This is a genomic window from Neisseria weaveri, from assembly GCF_900638685.1.
In the GTDB taxonomy this organism is placed as follows: Bacteria; Pseudomonadota; Gammaproteobacteria; order Burkholderiales; family Neisseriaceae; genus Neisseria; species Neisseria weaveri.
The window spans coordinates 1,189,644-1,207,269 of sequence record NZ_LR134533.1 but is presented as its reverse complement, the minus strand read 5'-3'; the positions used below and the strand labels follow the sequence as shown (position 1 = coordinate 1,207,269).

At 50.6% G+C, this 17,626-nt stretch carries 17 protein-coding genes and 1 tRNA gene; 5 read left to right on the top strand and 13 right to left on the bottom strand.

Annotated features, from left to right (window positions below; translation table 11 throughout):
- The first annotated feature begins 74 nt into the window (after positions 1-74).
- Both rsgA and EL309_RS05905 read left to right on the top strand, forming a co-directional pair.
- A complete protein-coding gene (rsgA, locus tag EL309_RS05910; protein WP_004284527.1) occupies positions 75-944 on the top strand; it encodes a ribosome small subunit-dependent GTPase A in 870 nt (289 codons plus the stop codon).
- Between the two features lie 218 nt (positions 945-1,162).
- Positions 1,163-1,891 carry a LytR/AlgR family response regulator transcription factor gene (locus EL309_RS05905; protein WP_004284526.1) on the top strand — a complete coding sequence of 243 codons (729 nt, stop codon included), beginning with the start codon at positions 1,163-1,165 and terminating at the stop codon, positions 1,889-1,891.
- A 137-nt stretch (positions 1,892-2,028) separates the two neighbouring features.
- Here the strand turns inward: EL309_RS05905 and hemL are convergent, their stop codons facing one another.
- The 7 genes from hemL to arsC all read right to left on the bottom strand — a co-directional run bounded on the left by hemL (position 2,029) and on the right by arsC (position 7,059).
- Positions 2,029-3,312, bottom strand: coding sequence for a glutamate-1-semialdehyde 2,1-aminomutase (hemL, locus tag EL309_RS05900; protein ID WP_004284525.1), 1,284 nt, complete (start codon positions 3,310-3,312; stop codon positions 2,029-2,031).
- Between the two features lie 800 nt (positions 3,313-4,112).
- Positions 4,113-4,586, bottom strand: coding sequence for a CYTH domain-containing protein (locus tag EL309_RS05895; protein WP_004284524.1), 474 nt, complete (start codon positions 4,584-4,586; stop codon positions 4,113-4,115).
- Between the two features lie 15 nt (positions 4,587-4,601).
- On the bottom strand, positions 4,602-5,024 hold the full coding sequence (locus tag EL309_RS05890; RefSeq protein WP_004284523.1) for a CopD family protein: 423 nt from the start codon (positions 5,022-5,024) through the stop codon (positions 4,602-4,604).
- Positions 5,025-5,160: 136 nt separating this feature from the next.
- A complete protein-coding gene (locus EL309_RS05885) occupies positions 5,161-5,670 on the bottom strand; it encodes a protein disulfide oxidoreductase (RefSeq protein WP_004284522.1) in 510 nt (169 codons plus the stop codon).
- 207 nt (positions 5,671-5,877) lie between these two features.
- Positions 5,878-5,953 (bottom strand) — tRNA-Lys (locus EL309_RS05880).
- A 65-nt stretch (positions 5,954-6,018) separates the two neighbouring features.
- The gene (locus EL309_RS05875; RefSeq protein ID WP_172795991.1) at positions 6,019-6,675 is read right to left on the bottom strand and encodes a YdcF family protein; all 657 of its coding nucleotides are present in this window, start codon (positions 6,673-6,675) and stop codon (positions 6,019-6,021) included.
- A 27-nt stretch (positions 6,676-6,702) separates the two neighbouring features.
- A complete protein-coding gene (gene arsC / locus EL309_RS05870; RefSeq protein ID WP_004284520.1) occupies positions 6,703-7,059 on the bottom strand; it encodes an arsenate reductase (glutaredoxin) in 357 nt (118 codons plus the stop codon).
- Between the two features lie 203 nt (positions 7,060-7,262).
- Here arsC and EL309_RS05865 point away from each other — a divergent pair, with 203 nt between their 5' ends.
- Positions 7,263-7,589, top strand: coding sequence for a hypothetical protein (locus tag EL309_RS05865; RefSeq protein WP_004284517.1), 327 nt, complete (start codon positions 7,263-7,265; stop codon positions 7,587-7,589).
- 118 nt (positions 7,590-7,707) lie between these two features.
- On the top strand, positions 7,708-8,184 hold the full coding sequence (locus EL309_RS05860; protein WP_004284515.1) for a TlpA disulfide reductase family protein: 477 nt from the start codon (positions 7,708-7,710) through the stop codon (positions 8,182-8,184).
- A gap of 147 nt (positions 8,185-8,331) precedes the next feature.
- Here the strand turns inward: EL309_RS05860 and fba are convergent, their stop codons facing one another.
- Both fba and EL309_RS05850 read right to left on the bottom strand, forming a co-directional pair.
- On the bottom strand, positions 8,332-9,396 hold the full coding sequence (fba, locus tag EL309_RS05855; protein WP_036494459.1) for a class II fructose-bisphosphate aldolase: 1,065 nt from the start codon (positions 9,394-9,396) through the stop codon (positions 8,332-8,334).
- A gap of 182 nt (positions 9,397-9,578) precedes the next feature.
- A complete protein-coding gene (locus tag EL309_RS05850; RefSeq protein WP_004284512.1) occupies positions 9,579-10,754 on the bottom strand; it encodes a phosphoglycerate kinase in 1,176 nt (391 codons plus the stop codon).
- Between the two features lie 234 nt (positions 10,755-10,988).
- Here EL309_RS05850 and EL309_RS05845 point away from each other — a divergent pair, with 234 nt between their 5' ends.
- The gene (locus EL309_RS05845; RefSeq protein WP_004284510.1) at positions 10,989-11,495 is read left to right on the top strand and encodes a GNAT family N-acetyltransferase; all 507 of its coding nucleotides are present in this window, start codon (positions 10,989-10,991) and stop codon (positions 11,493-11,495) included.
- Between the two features lie 65 nt (positions 11,496-11,560).
- Here the strand turns inward: EL309_RS05845 and EL309_RS05840 are convergent, their stop codons facing one another.
- From EL309_RS05840 to glmS, 4 genes are all read right to left on the bottom strand, one after another.
- Entirely contained in the window at positions 11,561-12,244 is a 684-nt protein-coding gene (locus EL309_RS05840) for a 2,3-diphosphoglycerate-dependent phosphoglycerate mutase (protein ID WP_004284508.1), read from the bottom strand.
- Between the two features lie 255 nt (positions 12,245-12,499).
- Entirely contained in the window at positions 12,500-13,579 is a 1,080-nt protein-coding gene (gene apbC / locus EL309_RS05835; protein WP_004284507.1) for an iron-sulfur cluster carrier protein ApbC, read from the bottom strand.
- A gap of 137 nt (positions 13,580-13,716) precedes the next feature.
- Positions 13,717-15,615: an arginine decarboxylase gene (gene speA / locus EL309_RS05830; RefSeq protein WP_004284505.1), complete on the bottom strand. Its 1,899-nt coding sequence runs from the start codon at positions 15,613-15,615 to the stop codon at positions 13,717-13,719.
- 159 nt (positions 15,616-15,774) lie between these two features.
- Positions 15,775-17,610 carry a glutamine--fructose-6-phosphate transaminase (isomerizing) gene (glmS, locus tag EL309_RS05825; protein WP_004284504.1) on the bottom strand — a complete coding sequence of 612 codons (1,836 nt, stop codon included), beginning with the start codon at positions 17,608-17,610 and terminating at the stop codon, positions 15,775-15,777.
- Positions 17,611-17,626: the final 16 nt, after the last annotated feature.

The window sequence follows — 17,626 nt, the reverse complement described above, 5'->3', positions numbered from 1 at the left end:
GCCGAAAAACCGACACGGCGCAGCCGCTTACGGTAGAATCCGCATATGATTAATTTTTCAGACGGCCTTTCTTTATGACCGACAACACCGCACAAATCATCACCAGTTACGGCCGCCGCTACATCGTACGCACGGCCGACGGGCACACTTTTGATGCCACCACCCGCAAAAAACGGGTGGATTTTGCGTGCGGAGACTGCGTCAAAATTACCCCCATCAACGAACAGCAGGCGGTTATCGAAGATTATCTGCCGCGCGAAAGCCTGCTCTACCGCCAAGACAGCTGGAAAACCAAGCTGATTGCCGCCAATGTAACCCAGCTGCTGATTGTCATGGCCGCCGTGCCCAGCCCCAGCGAAATACTGCTGCAGCGCGCCCTGCTGGCTGCCGAAGCAGGCAATATCCGTCCCGTTATACTGCTGAACAAAGCCGATTTGCCCGAAACCGCATTTTGGCGCGAGCGCTTGAAGTTCTACGAGTCTTTAGGCTATCCGGTGATCGAAGTCAGCGCGCTGGACAATGCCGACAGCCTCAGACCTGTTTTACACGGCCATACCAATATTTTCCTCGGCCAAAGCGGCATGGGAAAATCCACTTTGACCAATGCCCTTCTGGGCAGCCAAACCGCGCGCGTCGGCGATATCTCCGCCGCACTGGATTCGGGCAGGCACACCACCACCCATGCCCAACTCTATGATTTGGACGGCGAAACCCAATTGATCGACTCCCCCGGCCTGCAGGAATTCGGCCTGCACCACTTGGACGCCTCGCAATTGTTGTATTATTTTCCCGATTTCCGCGACTTGGCCGGTCAATGCCGTTTTCATAACTGTACCCATCGCGCCGAGCCGGGTTGTGCCGTCAAAGCCGCTGCCGAGCAAGGTTCCGTATCGGAGTCAAGACTCCGGTTTTTACAAAAAATTACAGATGAATTAATAAGTTGATAATGCCAGCGGCAAATTTTACCTGCCGATTTTTCCCCATTTACGACAACGCGGCCGAGCAAGAAAGTTTCGGCCGTTTTTTATCGGCATGGAAATCGCTTTTCACTCAATAATGCACATATCATAGCCGACATATCTTTACACCTTTCAGTATTGATATAAACAATTCTTCACGTTACGATACTCACACAAGAACAACTAGAGACCATTGTGTAAATATGCTGAGCGCGATTATTGTTGAAGATGAAGTACTGGCTGCGGAGCGCTTGCGCGTTTTGCTCGATGAATGCAACATCGTGCTGCTCAAGGTATTCCATCACGCCCAACCGGCATTGGACTGGCTGAGTATGCATGAGGCAGACATTGTCTTTGCAGATATCGGCCTGCCCGAAATTACCGGTTTGGAATTGGTCGAGAGGATAAAACGCATCGCAAAGAAGCAGCCGGAAGTTATTTTTACCACGGCTTACGAAGAACATGCGCTGCGTGCTTTCGAGCTGGCAGCGGTGGATTACCTGCTCAAGCCGATTAAAATTTCCCGTTTGCAAACCGCTTTGGATCGTGTTCGGGAAAAGAAAAAAGAATTGTCCGACAACTTTACCCATTTCAAAGTGTTCAACCGCGACCGCATGATCGAAATCCCGTGGCAGCAGGCGCGTTATCTCTTGGCCGAGCATAAAACGGTTTTTCTGTTTACCGGTGACGGCCAAAGCTATGAATTGCCGAAAACTTTGGTTCATTGGGAAGAAATCTTGGGCGACAAAGTCATCCGCGTACACCGCAATACTTTGGTGTTCCGCCACACTTTGGATTGCCTGATCCGTCTCGACAATGACGAAGACGAAGGCAATGCCACTTGGGCCGCACAGGTATTGGACATCAGCGAGCCTTTGGCCGTGAGCCGACGCCAATTGGCAGCCATCCGCAAAATTCTGCGCGCGTCTTAAATTTGAGACGGTTTAAACCTGAGGCCGTCTGATATTCCAAACCACCTCAATTAATAACCTTATTTACTATAAGTATATTAAACAGGCCGTCTGAAAATTTCAGACGGCCTCTGTATTTTTATTGAAAGCCAAGCAGTTTATTTAGCCATCTCGGCAAATACTTCTTTGGCGGTAGTAACAGTTTCTTCTATCAATTCAGGCGTATGCGCGGCAGACATGAAGCAGGCTTCGTAGGCAGACGGGCCGAACGCCACGCCGCGCTCGAGCATGCCGTGGAAGAAGCGTTTGAAATCTTCGATGTTGGAGCGGGTCATGTCGGCATAGCTTTGCGGCGTGCTGTCGGCAAAGTAAAGGCCGAACATGCCGCCGACGTAATCGGCGCTGAAAGTAACGCCGGCTTCTTTCGAGGCCGTCTGAAAACCTTTAACCAGTTGTTCGGTGAGCTTGGCGAGGTTTTCGTAGAAGCCTTCGCGTTGGATGATTTCGAGGGTTTTCAAACCGGCGGCCACGGCCACGGGGTTACCAGACAGCGTGCCCGCCTGATACACGCCGCCAAGCGGGGAGATGCAGGCCATGATGTCTTTGCGGCCGCCGAACGCCGCCAACGGCATGCCGCCGCCGATCACTTTGCCCATGGTGGTTAAGTCGGGTTTGATGCCGTGCAGCGATTGCGCGCCGCCCAATGCCACGCGGAAGCCGGTCATCACTTCGTCGTAAATCAGCACCGCGCCGTGTTGTTCGGTAAGCGAACGCAGGGCTTTGATGAAGTTTTCAGACGGCCTCACCAAGTTCATGTTGCCGGCAAACGGTTCGAGAATGACGCAAGCAATTTCGTTGCCGATTTGGGAGAAGGTTTCTTCGAGTTGGGCGACGTTGTTGTATTCCAAAACCAGCGTGTGTTGGGTGAAATCTGCGGGCACGCCAGCGGAGCTGGGATTGCCGAACGTGAGCAGGCCGCTGCCCGCTTTAACCAGCAGGCTGTCGGAATGGCCGTGGTAGCAGCCTTCGAACTTGATGATTTTGTCGCGTTGGGTAAAACCGCGAGCCAAGCGGATGGCACTCATGGTGGCTTCGGTGCCGGAGCTGACAAGGCGCACCTGTTCCACGCTGGGCACAAGTTTGGCGATTTCTTCGGCAATCACGATTTCGCCCTCGGTAGGCGCACCGAACGACAAACCGCCCAAGGCTGCTTCGCGCACGGCTTCGATCACTTCGGGATGGGCGTGGCCGACAATCGCGGGCCCCCACGAGCCTACATAGTCGATATAGCGGGTATCGTTTTCGTCCCACACATACGCCCCTTGCGCTTTTTTGATAAAGCGCGGCACGCCGCCGACGCTGCCGAATGCGCGCACGGGCGAGTTGACCCCGCCGGGGATGATGTTTTTGGCACGGTTGAAGAGCTGTTCGTTGCGGTTCATAGACAATTCCTTCGGTTAAACAATAGCAGGCCGTCTGAAAGCCCGGTTATTGCGGTGGCCGGCCATCAAGCGGAACAGAGATATTTTAGCAGTTTTGCTTTTTCTTTTCAGAATACGGTTTGAATATACGGTTTTAAGGCAGCGGATTTTGATGGTTCGGCTTAGACAGCGGCCGATTTCATTTTTATCAAAATTAATTGCGCCAAAAGATTAAAAAACCACTTTTTATTGCATAAATAGCAACATGGATTATAGAGCAGATACTTTTAAGCTTATTTTTTGACCGCTCGGGAAAAGGTTGTTCAACTTGTAATTAATTTTGTAGATACTGTTCACAACTTGAAAACGCTTACTCACACATACGCGTCGCTGTTATCGCGTTAAATATAACTTTAATTATATTTATTGTGTAGATAAATATAATTAAAACAATAAGGGAAAAAGTCAAATTAGAATCTCGGCGTCATAAATATCGCACTGGTCAAGTGTCATACAAGCACAGTAGCGGGGGCGCTGATTCTAATAAAAAATAAAGTCGGGCAATCGATGGGGGTTGGTTGTATCGGCTTAAAGCGTTAAAAGTATTGGGGCGCCCTGCCTCTTGGTTAACACTTACTCACATGCTCTGACAAGCACTGTATCTAAATCCTTTCTGAATATCGGGGAAAATGTATTGAAAGGCCGTCTGAATTTTCAAACGGCCTTTTTTTATCTGCCGTTCGGGTCTGCCATAACACAACCGGCAGCTGCAATGCGGTACGGCTTATCCGTCACGGCTCAATAGCGGTGACGGTAACGCCCTATTCCCGTTCCCATTGCGAATAAGGATGCTTGCTCAAATAAGCGTTGGTAAATTTGCCGTTGGACGTAATTTCCTCACCGAGCCATTCGGGCTTCTCAAACGCGGTGTGTTCGGACGGCAGCTCCAATTCCGCAACAACCAAAGGGGCGTTATCGCCGAAATATTCGTCGATTTCAAACAGAAAACCTTTGTATTCGATTTCATAGCGGCGTTTTTCCAGCTTAAACGGACACATGGTCTCCATCATCTGCCGCGCATGTTCTACCGGGATTTCGTATTCAAATTCGCTGCGGGATACGTCGGAAATATAGCCTTTCAATGTCAGCCAGGCTTGGTCGCCGACAATGCGCACGCGTATGGTGCGCTCTTTTTCCACACTCAGGTAACCTTGGCTCATCAGGCGCGGTGCACCGGCTTGGCTGCGCCAAGTATCGTTTTCCAATAAAAAACGGCGTTCGATTTCCACGGTCATTTTTCAGACGGCCTCTCAGAAAGGTTTGAAGACAACAAGATATAAAGCGGCAATCATTAAGACAACCGGAATTTCATTGAATACCCTATACCATTTGTGCGAATAGCGGTTGCGACCTTCCTGAAAATCAACCAAAAGACGGTAGCAGTAGAAATGGTAGCCCAAAAGAATAACGCCGATGGTCACTTTGGTATGCACCCAGCCTTGCCCCCACCAGCCGGTAACAAACGGAATGACAAAACCGAACGCTACTGCACCGATGCCCAACGGAGTCATAAATTTAAACAGCCGCTGCGCCATACCCAGCAGCCGTTGGTATTCGATGCGGTTACCGGTATCAATCTGCGCAAGATTCACATAAATACGCGGCAGGTAAAACAAACCGGCAAACCAGGAAATGATAAAAAACAGATGCAGGAATTTGAACCATAAATACATTGGAAACCGTCCTTACTCAAAACCGACAGGCAATTGTATAGCAAACAAACCGTTTTTTGATACCGCAACAGGTGAAAACCCTGCGAAACACGGTCGGGCGATAAAAGGCCGTCTGAAATTTCAACAGACCGCGTTTTCAATAAAGCAGATCCGACAACCAAATACGTGTACGCAACCCCCAATAGCTGCTTAAACCACTGGTATTGTGCACCATTTTGCCGTTTTTCATTACAGCGATGGTCGGCGTGGCCGCCACTTTCCAGGAAGCCGACAAACGCCCGTCGGAATCGTTAACCGTATCGAAACCAAACTGTTTATCAGCCAAATAAGCCCGAACCTCGTCGTCCGAACCCGACTGTAAAGCAACCGACACTACCGGAATACCGGCTTCATACAGGCGGTTGACCGTCGGCGACGTATAAGTGCAGATACCGCACCATGAACCCCAAAAATAAACGACCGCCGTTTGCTCCTTACTCAAATCGTTCAACGTTACCGTTTTACCCGACAACAGCGTAACAGGCTGTCGGGCAAAATCAACCGGCTGCTCCGGTTTCCGCCACCAGTCGACGGCTGTCGAAATCACCCAACAAAGAACCAAAAACTGAATACCCTGTTTCAAAAAGGTCCATACTTTATTTTTCATTTCTTGCTTTCAAACCGACTCAAACCGCCTGTTAACCGGACAGTCCCTTTGGTGTTCCGCTTAACGTGTTTTCACTACGGTAAGCATAACATAAGGTCGTCTGAAAATTCAGACGGCCTCATTCCTGATATTTAAGATAAAACAAATATAAACGTTATAAATAAAACAAAACAGACCGTAAACACAGTTTACGGTCTGTTTTAAATTTGGTGGGTCGTGAAGGATTCGAACCTTCGACCAACGGATTAAAAGTCCGCTGCTCTACCGGCTGAGCTAACGACCCGATAAGCTGTGAATTATAGTTAAACGCATACGCTATTGTCAAGCATTTTTTATCGTTACCACCGATCAACGCGTAACCATCGACCATAATTTCTCAAACCGGCTGCCGCCATAATAAGCAAACAGCGAATAACTTTCTTGAAGCAGGAATTTGGCTTTATTAGCGGTGTCGATATAGCGGCTGGTCGGCGTGGCCGATATCTGGGCTTTCAAGCCCAAGTCTTCTGCAATCGCCTGCGCCCGGGCCAAGTGGTAAGGGTCGCTGACAATAATAATACTGTCGATACTGTGCATCCTTAACAGCGGCTGGATGTTGTATAAATTCTGATAAGTATCCCGGGAGGTATTTTCAAAAAAGATGTCGTGGGCAGGAATACCTTGTTTCAAAGCATATCGGCGTCCGACTTGGGCTTCGGTCATAAAGCCTTTTTTGGGCGAACCGCCCGTAAACACTAATTTTCCAACTTGGCCGCTTTGATAAAGCGCGATGGCATGATTGATACGCTCTCGGAATACGGGCGAAGGTCTTTTATCCCAAGCGGCCGCACCCAAAACAACTGCGGCATCCGCACGTACCGACGGCGGCAACGTCTGTTTGCCGGTTCGGTATACAGACCAAACACAGCCTGCAAATGCCAGCAACACGGTACACAGGCTTAAGGCGACACCGCGTATCAGGTAATAACGCAAACCGCTGCGGCTTCGGAAAATCGATATATTCATCATGCAAGCTGTCGGATGATTTCCGCTTTATAAAATTGCCTCTATGTTTTCCAACGGTCGGCCGATGGCCGCTTTACCTCCGACAACCGCAATCGGACGCTCCAGCAGTATAGGATGCTCGACAATAGCGTTAAACAGTTGATTATTATCCAAATCAGGATTATCCAAATTTAACTCTTTATAAAGATTGTCTTTAACCCTCATCATGTCACGCGGGCTGGACAATCCGAGTTTGCCAAACAGATCCTGCAATTCCGCCAATGTCGGAGGCGTATCTAGATAATTGATTTCTTTAAACTTTACACCTCTAACCTGCAACAGGGAAACTGCTGCACGGGATTTACTGCAACGGTTATTATGATACAGCATAACTTGTTCGGTCATGATTGTTTTCCTGGAATACTAGGTTTAAAATTAAAATAATGTATATGATTGTAAACTAAGCGTTAATTTTTGTCGCCTCGTCTGAATATGATGTATGCTTCTAATTTCGATGCATTTCTGTAAATATCACAACCGAATGCAAACGGTGAAAAAACGATACGATGCAGCCGATTTAAAACCAGTATGACTTTAAGGAAAAACATATGAATATATTACAAACCTTACCTTATACTGTTATGCCGATCGAGCGCACCCAAGAACAGCGCGATAAAACCCGGCAGAAGTTGTCTGATTATCTTCAGCGCAATCCTTTACTTGCCCGCAACATCCGCCAACGCAAACGTGCGGAACATTCTTTGCGTATGGCTGCCCATGCTTCGGGATTGTATTTCAGCCGTTGGGAAAATCCCAATACCGGGAAATGGGTATATGTGGTTACTGATAAACAATCGGTTGATAGCCGCGCCTATTTCGAATATATCTTACGCACCGAATCCGTGCATCAGAGTTTGAATTATTGGACGAAATAATCAGTAAGCTTTTGTTCTATCTCAAAAACATTCCAGTAAAACCGATGAACGCCTCTGAGGCCGTCTGAAAAAAGCTATAATAGGCGGGTATCTGTCATTTTTGCCGGAAAGATCTGCAATGAAAACCTTATCCGTATTTTTAGCAGCCGTGCTGCTATCCGGCGTGGTTCACGCTCAGGATTTGAAAGACTGGCAACACGCAAAAACGCAATCTCTGTCGTCGCTCAAAGCACCCGTACGCATTGTAAACCTATGGGCGACATGGTGTAAGCCCTGCCGAAAAGAAATGCCGGAAATGTCGGCTTGGTATAAAAAGCAGAAAAAAGGCAGCGTCGATATGGTCGGTATCGCGCTGGACAACCCTGAAAATATCGGTGCTTTTTTAAAGCAGACTCCGGTCAGCTATCCGATTTGGCGTTACGACGGCAAAGACAGCCGCGGTTTTATGAAATCTTTAGGCAATACCGTCGGCGGCCTGCCGTTTACAACGGTTGAAGCGGTCAAATGCGGACACAAAGAAACCGTTTTCGGCGAAATCGACGGTAAAAAACTGGATGCGGCAGTAAAAAAAGTCACGGCAGCCTGTAAGAAATAAACTGCTTCGAACTGATTATTCCATGCAAGCTTTGAGGCCGTCTGAAAATTTTCAGACGGCCTCAATAATCAATGACCGATAAAAACCTTATCAACCATATAAAAAGCCCCCTGAAACATTTGGGGGCTTTGTCTCAAATAATCGGTATTATTTAACGATTTGGTTCAATTCGCCTTTGGCATAACGTTCCGCCATCACATCCAAAGATACCGGCTTGATTTTAGACGCTTGGCCTTCGCAGCCGAACGCCAGATAGCGGTCGACGCAGATCTGCTTCATGGCTTCAACGGATTTGGCCAGATATTTGCGCGGGTCGAATTCGGCAGGATTTTCCGCCATAAATTTGCGGATGGCACCGGTAGAGGCCAAGCGCAAGTCGGTATCGATATTCACTTTGCGCACGCCGTGTTTGATGCCTTCTACGATCTCTTCCACCGGCACGCCGTAGGTTTCACCGATATTGCCTCCGTTTTCATTGATGATTTTCAACCATTCTTGCGGAACGGAGCTGGAACCGTGCATCACGATATGGGTGTTCGGCAGGGCTTCGTGGATTTCTTTGATACGGTCGATACGCAACACGTCGCCTGTGGGCGGACGGGTGAATTTATATGCGCCGTGGCTGGTGCCGATGGCAATCGCCAAAGCGTCTACACCGGTATCGCGCACGAAACGGGTGGCATCTTCCACGCTGGTAAGCATTTGGTCGTGGCTCAGTTTGCCGACCGCGCCTACGCCGTCTTCTTCGCCGGCTTCACCGGTTTCCAAGTTGCCCAATACGCCGATTTCGCCTTCTACGGAAACACCGCAGGCATGGGAAAATTCAACCACTTTACGGGTAACTTCCACATTGTATTCGTATGAAGAAGGGGTTTTTCCGTCGGCCAACAACGAACCGTCCATCATTACGGACGAAAAGCCCAATTGAATGGAACGTTGGCAAACGTCGGGCGACGCGCCGTGGTCTTGGTGCATCACAACGGGAATATGCGGAAATTCTTCAACCGCCGCCAAAATCAAATGACGCAGGAAAGGCGCACCGGCATATTTACGCGCACCGGCGGAAGCCTGAACAATCACGGGAGCATTAACTTGGTCGGCCGCCTCCATGATTGCACGCATCTGTTCCAAATTGTTTACGTTGAATGCCGGCAAGCCGTAGCTGTTTTCGGCTGCATGGTCAAGCAGTTGACGCATGGAAACAAGTGCCATAACAAATCTCCAGAATAATGAAATTCAAATAAAAATTATTGCGCTATTATACACAGTTAAATATTCATACACGACACAAGGCAGTGAAATTCAAGCCGGTTTGGGCGGTTGCCTGTCTTGTACGGCAAGGCTGGGGCCGTCTGAAAAAACGGATATTTTCCAATCAAACGGCCCAAGCTGCTTTACGCGCGTTTTTCCAAAACCGCCACGGCAGGCAGCTCTTTGCCTTCCAAAAACTCAAGGAACGCACCGCCGCCGGTGGAAATGTAGCTGATTTGGTCGGTGATGCCGAACTTGGCAATCGCCGCCAAAGTGTCGCCGCCACCGGCAATCGAGAAGGCGCTGCTGTCGGCAATTGCTTTGGCCAGCACTTCGGTGCCGCCGGCGAATTGGTCGAACTCGAACACACCCACGGGGCCGTTCCACACCACCGTGCCGGCTTTTTTCAAGGCTTCGGCCAAGGCTGCGGCAGATTGCGGGCCGATGTCGAGAATCATGTCGTCTTCGGCCACATTGTCGATATTTTTTACCGTTGCTTCGGCATCGGCGGCAAACGCTTTGGCCACCACCACGTCGGTCGGCAGCGGAACCACGCCGCCTTTAGCCGCCATTTTTTCCATGATTTTTTTCGATTCTTCCACCAAATCATGTTCGGCCAACGATTTGCCGATGGGTTTGCCCGCAGCCAGCAGGAAGGTGTTGGCGATGCCGCCGCCGACGATTAATTGGTCAACTTTGTCGGCCAAGCTCTCGAGAATGGTGAGTTTAGTCGATACTTTGCTGCCGGCCACAATCGCAGCCAGCGGACGGGCAGGCTCTTTGAGGGCTTTGCCCAAAGCGTCTAATTCGCCGGCCATCAACACACCGGCGCAGGCCACGGGTGCAGCTTGGGCTACGGCTTCGGTAGAGGCTTGGGCGCGGTGGGCGGTGCCGAATGCGTCGTTGACAAACACGTCGCACAACGCGGCATAAGCTTTGCCCAATTCCAAATCGTTTTTCTTTTCGCCTTTGTTGATGCGCACGTTTTGCAGCATGGCCACTCCGCCTGCCGCCAAAACGGGTTTGTTTTCGCGCCAGTCGTTCAACACTTTGACTTCTTTGCCCAACAATTTGCCCAAGTGGGCGGCAACCGGAGCCACGTCGTCTTCCGGATTGAATTCGCCTTCGGTGGGGCGGCCCAGATGCGACATCACAATCACCGATGCGCCGTTGTCCAAGCAATATTGAATCGACGCGAGCGATGCGCGGATGCGGGTGTCGTCGCTGATGGCACCGTCTTTAAACGGCACGTTCATATCGGCACGGATTAAAACGGTTTTTCCTTGTACGTTTTGTGCGGTTAACTTTAAAAATGCCATGATTGTGTTACTCCCTCATTACTCTGTATTCAATAACCCAAAAACCTATCGGGCGTAATTATCCGCGAAGCACGCTTTATGGTAAAGCAGCGTTAAGAGGCGGACAGCTTATTTTTGACACTGTACAGACTGCCGCTGCCGTGCCGAAGCGGAAATCCGTTGCTTTACTTTCTCAACAGCCATCTTCTTTCAGACTCGGAGAAAAGGCTTGAGTTCAGGCCGTCTGAACATATAATGCTGTTTTTTTATCTGTTCTTTTTTGAATTTATGACTGTAACGATTAAGCCTTTAACAGAATGCAGCCGCCATATCGACGAACTGGCTCAAGCGCTGCATACCGAATGGCATGATTTCGCACCGTGGAGCAATATGGAGAAAATTCTCGACCGCTACCGCAACGCATTGGCCTGCAAATCCGTGTTACCGAAAGTATGGATGGCCGAAGATGCCGAAGGCCATCTGCTCGGCTCGGCTTCACTGAAAGAATATGATTTGAAGCATCATGAAGCGGAGCGGTATTGGCTGGGCGATGTGTTTGTTTTGCCCGAACACCGCGGTTGCGGCGCAGGCGGCGCATTGGTCGATACCTGTATTGCCGCCGCCCGCGAACTGTCCATCGACAAGCTCTATCTCTATACGCCGGATATGCAGGCCTTATATGCACGCTACGGCTGGCAGGAAACCGACAAACGCGAAGTGAACGGGGAAACCGTTTCCATTATGGTTTTGGCGCTACGTTGAAATACCGAATATAAAAAGGCCGTCTGAATTTTCAGACGGCCTTTGGCATTACAGCAGGCAAGTGATTACAAATAGAACTTCTCAATCACTTTCAAATTGTCGTCCAATTTATACACCAGCGGCTGACCGGTCGGAATTTCCACGCCCATGATGTCGTCGTCGGAAATGCCTTCGATGTGTTTTACCAAAGCACGCAAGCTGTTACCGTGAGCGGCAACCAATACGCGCTTGCCGCTCAAAATGGCCGGTGCGATTTGGTCGTGCCAGAAAGGCAAGACGCGAGCCAGCGTCACTTTCAGGTTTTCGCCGTCAGGTACGACATCGGCAGGCAAACCGGCATAGCGGCGGTCGTTGTGTGCGGAAAATTCGTCAGACGGATCCAGCAGCGGAGGCAGGGTGTCGTAGCTGCGGCGCCAGATATGCACTTGCTCGTCTCCGTATTTTTCGGCGGTTTGCTTTTTGTCCAAACCCTGTAATTGGCCGTAGTGGCGCTCGTTCAAACGCCAGGTTTTGATTTGCGGCACAAACAGCTGGTCGCTTTCTTCCAAAACGATGTTACAGGTTTTGATGGCGCGGGTTAATACGGAAGTAAACGCGATGTCGAACTGGTAGCCGTTTTCTTTCAGTTTCTGACCGGCGGCAGTCGCCTCGGCAATACCTTTTTCGCTCAGCTTCACATCACGCCAGCCGGTAAACAGGTTTTTGGCATTCCATTCGCTTTGTCCGTGACGGATAAACACTAATTCCATGAGAGCACTCCAAATACGGGGTTAGTTGTAGGCAGGAAAGAAACCTTTTCAAAAATACCGTCTGCCGATACGGAAAAAAGCCGGCAAACGCGGTTTCTTTGAAAAAGATTCACTGGGCTTTATATCATATTTTACGCTTCTTGTAGCAGACTGTAGCGCGATATGATGATAAATAAATAATCGGCAGATTCAGACAACATCTTGCCTGCAAAACAGGCCGTCTGAAATTTTCAGACGGCCTTTTCGGATTTTAGTTTACTCAACCACGATTTTCGGGAAACGGCTGCTGAAATCGCGGCCTTTGTCTGCTACGGCTTGCGCCAATTGCCAGGCGGCGGCGGTGTAGAGCCCGGCAATGGCCGGATGTTCGGCAAACAGGGCGGGGGCCGTGCCGCTGTCCATGGCTTCGCGAACCGGCAGGCTCAACGGCAACTGCCCCAGCAACGGCACTTGCAGTTTCTCCGCCAACTCTTTGCCGCCGTCGCTGCCGAATACCGCTTCGGCATGGCCGCAATTCGAGCAGATGTGTACCGACATATTTTCCAGCACGCCGAAAATCGGAATATTGACTTTGCCGAACATATCCACCGCCTTACGCGCATCAATCAAGGCAATGTCTTGCGGCGTGGTAACCACCACCGAGCCGGTAACCGGAATTTTTTGCGACAACGTCAGCTGGATGTCGCCTGTCCCCGGCGGCAAGTCGATAAAGAGATAGTCGACATCGTTCCATTCGCTTTGAAACAACAGCTGCTGCAAAGCCTGGCTCAACATCGGCCCGCGCCACACGACGGCTTGGTCGGGATCGATCAGAAAGCCGATAGACATCACTTGGATACCGTTTTCCGACACCACCGGTACTAATTTTCCGTTGTTTTGGTCGGGCTTGCCGTCGGCCACGCCCAACATGGTCGGCTGGCTCGGGCCGTATAAATCGGCATCCAACACGCCCACTCGCGCGCCCATCTTTGCCATAGCGGTGGCCAGATTGGCGGTGGTGGTCGATTTGCCGACGCCGCCTTTTCCGGAAGCAACGGCGATAATGTTTTTCACACCTTTGATGGTGGTAACGCCCGGCTGAACCTTGTGCGTTTCGATCTGCGCCGACATATCCACATGCAGGTCTCGGCCTTCAACCAGACCGCTTAAGGCCGTCTGAATATTTTGCACCAATTCCTCACGGATAAAGTTGACAGGGAAACCGAACTGCAAAGCAATATGCAGGCCGTCTGCACGTTCCTCAACCAGTTTGACGGCTTTTTCGCCGCCGAGCGTGCGGCTGCTGCGGGGAACGGCAACGGCAGCCAAAGCAGATTGGATAGCGGGGATATTCATAATGGATTTCCGAAATAAAGGTATGTCGGAATTTTAGCAGAAAGCAGCAGGCCGTCTGAAAATTTCAGACGGCCTTTCATGGTGTTCATCAAATCAAACTACTGGAGCAAACCGAATCGGGCGTTTGCGGCAAAGCCTTATTCTTCGTCTTCCAAACTCAAATACGAGCTTTGCTTCAAGCCGCGGCAGAATTCGGCGAAATAGCTGTTGCGCTCATTGTTCGGCAGCTTCGCCCAACGGGATTTTTCTTCAAATTTGTTCAACACTTCTTCCGGCGACAAATGCACATAGTTGAGCATATCTTCGATAGTATCGTGTTCCTCCATACCGCCGTACACAATCTCGCCGTTGTCGCGCACATATACGTTCACCGAATCGGTATCGCCGAACAGATTATGCATATCGCCGAGAATTTCCTGGTACGCGCCCACCATAAACACGCCGAGCAAATACGGCTCTTTGCCGTTCAAGGCATGAATCGGCATGCTGGATTCGATACTTTGCTGGTCGACATATTGGCTGACTTTGCCGTCTGAATCGCAAGTCAAATCCTGCAAAACCGCACGGCGGGTCGGACGCTCGTTCAAACGGTGCACCGGCATAATCGGCAACACCTGACCAATCGCCCAAGTGTCCGGCAGACTTTGGAACACGCTGAAATTACAGAAATATTTATCAGCCAGTTTATCGGTCAGATCGTCATACACCTGACGCTGAGAACGCTGGCCGACTTGAAGCTGCTGTTTCAGACGGCGGCACAACACGGCATGCAGCTGCTCGGCCAGAGCTTTTTCTTTCAGCGACACCTTACCTTCCAAATACAGCTCGGTAACTTCGGTCAGATAATGGCCGATACGGTAATAGGTTTCCGTGACCATATCGCTGTCGTTGATATCCAGATAGGCAATCAGTTTTTTGGTGGCAAACGATAAGTTTTCTTCGTCTTCAATCTGCGGAACCTGATCGGGCAAACGCTCGACATCGGTGACGTTCATCACCAACACCGCATGATGCGCAGTCATTGCGCGGCCGGATTCCGAAAAAATATTCGGATGCGGCATATTGTTTTCATTACAATATTCCGCCAGCATGGAAACGATGGTGTGCGAATACTCGCCCATATCGTAGTTGATGGAACTCGGGTTGCGCGAGTGCGTACCGTCGTAATCCACGCCCAAGCCGCCGCCTACGTCCACATACTCAATCGGCAGCCCCAAACCGCGCAGCTCGGCAAAATAACGCACGGCTTCTTTAAAGCCGGCACGGTAATCGGCAATATTGGAAATTTGCGAACCCATGTGGAAATGCATCAGATTGACCGTATCCTGCAAACCGGCCTCCGTCAACTTATCCACAGCAGAAATCAACTGTGCCGCCGACAAACCGAATTTGCCTTTATCGCCGCCGGTGTCCGCCCATTTGCTGGAAGCCAACGAAGACAGGCGCACGCGCAAGCCGAGATTGGCTTTGATGCCCAAGTTTTTAGATTCTTCAATCACCAAATCCACTTCGGATTCTTTTTCGATAACGATAAAAACCTGATGCCCCAAACGCTGGCCCATCAAAGCCAAACGGATAAAATCGCGGTCTTTGTAGCCGTTGCAGACGATGGTTCCGCCTTTGGGTGCAAACGCCAGCACAATCATCAATTCCGGCTTGGAACCGGCCTCCAAACCGATCGAAACCTGATCGTTTTTCGGCACGATAATGTTTTTCACCACCGATTCCTGCTGATTCACCTTAATCGGATAAATCGCCGTATATTTGCCCTGATACTCGTTTTTGCGGATAGAGCGGTTAAACGCCGCACACAGCCGCGCCACACGGTCCTGCAGAATATCGGGAAAACGGAACAGCATCGGCAAGTCCTGCCCGCGCTCCTGAAGCTGGGAAACCAAATCATACAGATCCACCTGTATATCGCTGCCGTCATTCGGCTTCACCATCACATGACCGTTTTCACCTACGGAAAAATAACGGTCGCCCCAATGGCGGATACCGTATAAAGACGCGCTGTCAGCTGCCGACCAAGACATAATCCAAACCCTTTACCAAAAGTGTCGAAAAGAGGGCAATCATAACACAACCGATTATGTGGATAACTTATTTGTCATCGGTATTGCCCGGTTTTACATAAAGGCTGAAAAAGGCCGTCTGAAAATTTTCAGACGGCCTCTGTTTAACTGCCGATCGGTTTATTCCACCGTAACCGATTTAGCCAGATTGCGCGGCTTATCTACATCGGTGCCGCGAGCAAGTGCGGCATGGTAAGACAAAAGTTGCACCGGAATCGTATGAACAATCGGAGACAATACGCCGACATGGCGCGGGGTGCGGATAACGTGCACGCCTTTGTCTTCGTTGAAGTTGCTGTCGAGATCGGTAAACACAAACAGTTCGCCGCCGCGCGCGCCGACTTCCTGCATGTTGGCTTTCACTTTGTCGAGCAACACGTCGTTCGGCGCAATCACCACCACCGGCATGTTTTCATCTACCAAAGCCAACGGGCCGTGTTTCAATTCGCCTGCCGGATAGGCTTCGGCGTGGATGTAGGTGATTTCTTTCAGCTTCAACGCACCTTCGAGCGCAATCGGGTAGTGGATGCCGCGGCCGAGGAACAATGCGCTGTTTTTCTCGGCAAATTTCTGCGCCCAAGCGGCAATTTGCGGCTCGAGATTCATCACATGCTGAATGCTGCCCGGCAATTGGCGCAGTTCTTCAACATAAGCCTGAGCCTGTGCTTCGGAAACGTGGCCGCGCATTTTACCCAAGGTAACGGCCAAGCCGAACAATACCACCAGTTGGGTGGTGAAGGCTTTGGTGGACGCTACGCCGATTTCGGCACCGGCACGGGTGTACAGTACCAATTCGCTTTCGCGCGGCAGGGCGGATTCCATCACGTTGCAGATGGAAAGGCTGTGTTTGTGGCCGAGTGATTGGGCGTATTTCAGGGCTTCCATGGTGTCGAGGGTTTCGCCCGACTGGGAAATGGTAATCACCAGTTGTTTGGGGTTGGCGATCACGTCGCGGTAGCGGTATTCGCTGGCGATTTCGACGTCGGTCGGCACTTTGGCAATGCTTTCCAGCCAGTATTTGGCGGTTAATGCGGAATAATAGGATGTGCCGCAGGCCAAAATTTTAATGCTGTCGATTTCGTTGAACACTTCACGCGCTTTGTCGCCGAAGTTTTCCGGCTCGAAACCGCCTTCCAAGAATACTTCGGCGGTATCGGCAATTGCGCGCGGCTGTTCGTGGATTTCTTTTTGCATGAAGTGGCTGTACGGGCCGAGTTCGAGCGAAGCCAGCGACAATTCGGAAACTTTTACCGCACGCTCGGCAGGCTCGCCGTTTTTATCGATCAGTTTTTCTACGCCTTTGGCAGTCAGCAGGGCGATGTCGCCGTCTTCCAAATAAGCAATGTTGCGGGTGAAGGCAATCACGGCGGAAACGTCGGAAGCGATAAAGGTTTCGTCTTCGCCGAATGCCACCAGCAGCGGGCAGCCCATGCGCGCCACTACCATGTTTTCGGTATTGTCCTGCGCCATAACCGCAATCGCAAATGCACCGTGGAAACGTTTGCAGGCGGCCTGTACCGCTGTAAACAGATCACCGGTTTGCAGATATTCATGATTCACGCTGTGGGCAATCACTTCGGTGTCGGTTTGCGATTCGAAGATATAGCCGAGCTTTTGCAGGCGGGCGCGTTCTTCTTCGAAGTTTTCGATGATGCCGTTGTGCACCACCGCAATCGTGCCGCTGGAAATATGGGGATGCGCGTTCGGCTCGGTAACGCCGCCGTGGGTGGCCCAACGGGTGTGGCCGATGCCGATATGGCCGAACATGCCTTTTTCTTTGGCGGCTTCTTCCATCAAAGCCACGCGGCCGACACGGCGGACACGCTTGATTTTGCCGTCCATATTCACGGCAATGCCCGAAGAATCATAACCGCGGTATTCCAAACGCTTCAAACCGTCGGTCAGAAAATCTACTACATTGTGATTGGCGCGGATGGCGCCGACGATACCGCACATAATTGTTCCTTAGTAT

Excerpts from the sequence above, each read along its gene's own strand:
- rsgA (WP_004284527.1), top strand. The coding sequence starts at position 75 with ATGACCGACAACACCGCACAAATCATCACCAGTTACGGCCGCCGCTAC.
- EL309_RS05905 (WP_004284526.1), top strand. The coding sequence starts at position 1,163 with ATGCTGAGCGCGATTATTGTTGAAGATGAAGTACTGGCTGCGGAGCGC.
- hemL (WP_004284525.1), bottom strand. The coding sequence starts at position 3,312 with ATGAACCGCAACGAACAGCTCTTCAACCGTGCCAAAAACATCATCCCC.
- EL309_RS05895 (WP_004284524.1), bottom strand. The coding sequence starts at position 4,586 with ATGACCGTGGAAATCGAACGCCGTTTTTTATTGGAAAACGATACTTGG.
- EL309_RS05890 (WP_004284523.1), bottom strand. The coding sequence starts at position 5,024 with ATGTATTTATGGTTCAAATTCCTGCATCTGTTTTTTATCATTTCCTGG.
- EL309_RS05885 (WP_004284522.1), bottom strand. The coding sequence starts at position 5,670 with ATGAAAAATAAAGTATGGACCTTTTTGAAACAGGGTATTCAGTTTTTG.
- EL309_RS05875 (WP_172795991.1), bottom strand. The coding sequence starts at position 6,675 with ATGAATATATCGATTTTCCGAAGCCGCAGCGGTTTGCGTTATTACCTG.
- arsC (WP_004284520.1), bottom strand. The coding sequence starts at position 7,059 with ATGACCGAACAAGTTATGCTGTATCATAATAACCGTTGCAGTAAATCC.
- EL309_RS05865 (WP_004284517.1), top strand. The coding sequence starts at position 7,263 with ATGAATATATTACAAACCTTACCTTATACTGTTATGCCGATCGAGCGC.
- EL309_RS05860 (WP_004284515.1), top strand. The coding sequence starts at position 7,708 with ATGAAAACCTTATCCGTATTTTTAGCAGCCGTGCTGCTATCCGGCGTG.
- fba (WP_036494459.1), bottom strand. The coding sequence starts at position 9,396 with ATGGCACTTGTTTCCATGCGTCAACTGCTTGACCATGCAGCCGAAAAC.
- EL309_RS05850 (WP_004284512.1), bottom strand. The coding sequence starts at position 10,754 with ATGGCATTTTTAAAGTTAACCGCACAAAACGTACAAGGAAAAACCGTT.
- EL309_RS05845 (WP_004284510.1), top strand. The coding sequence starts at position 10,989 with ATGCTGTTTTTTTATCTGTTCTTTTTTGAATTTATGACTGTAACGATT.
- EL309_RS05840 (WP_004284508.1), bottom strand. The coding sequence starts at position 12,244 with ATGGAATTAGTGTTTATCCGTCACGGACAAAGCGAATGGAATGCCAAA.
- apbC (WP_004284507.1), bottom strand. The coding sequence starts at position 13,579 with ATGAATATCCCCGCTATCCAATCTGCTTTGGCTGCCGTTGCCGTTCCC.
- speA (WP_004284505.1), bottom strand. The coding sequence starts at position 15,615 with ATGTCTTGGTCGGCAGCTGACAGCGCGTCTTTATACGGTATCCGCCAT.
- glmS (WP_004284504.1), bottom strand. The coding sequence starts at position 17,610 with ATGTGCGGTATCGTCGGCGCCATCCGCGCCAATCACAATGTAGTAGAT.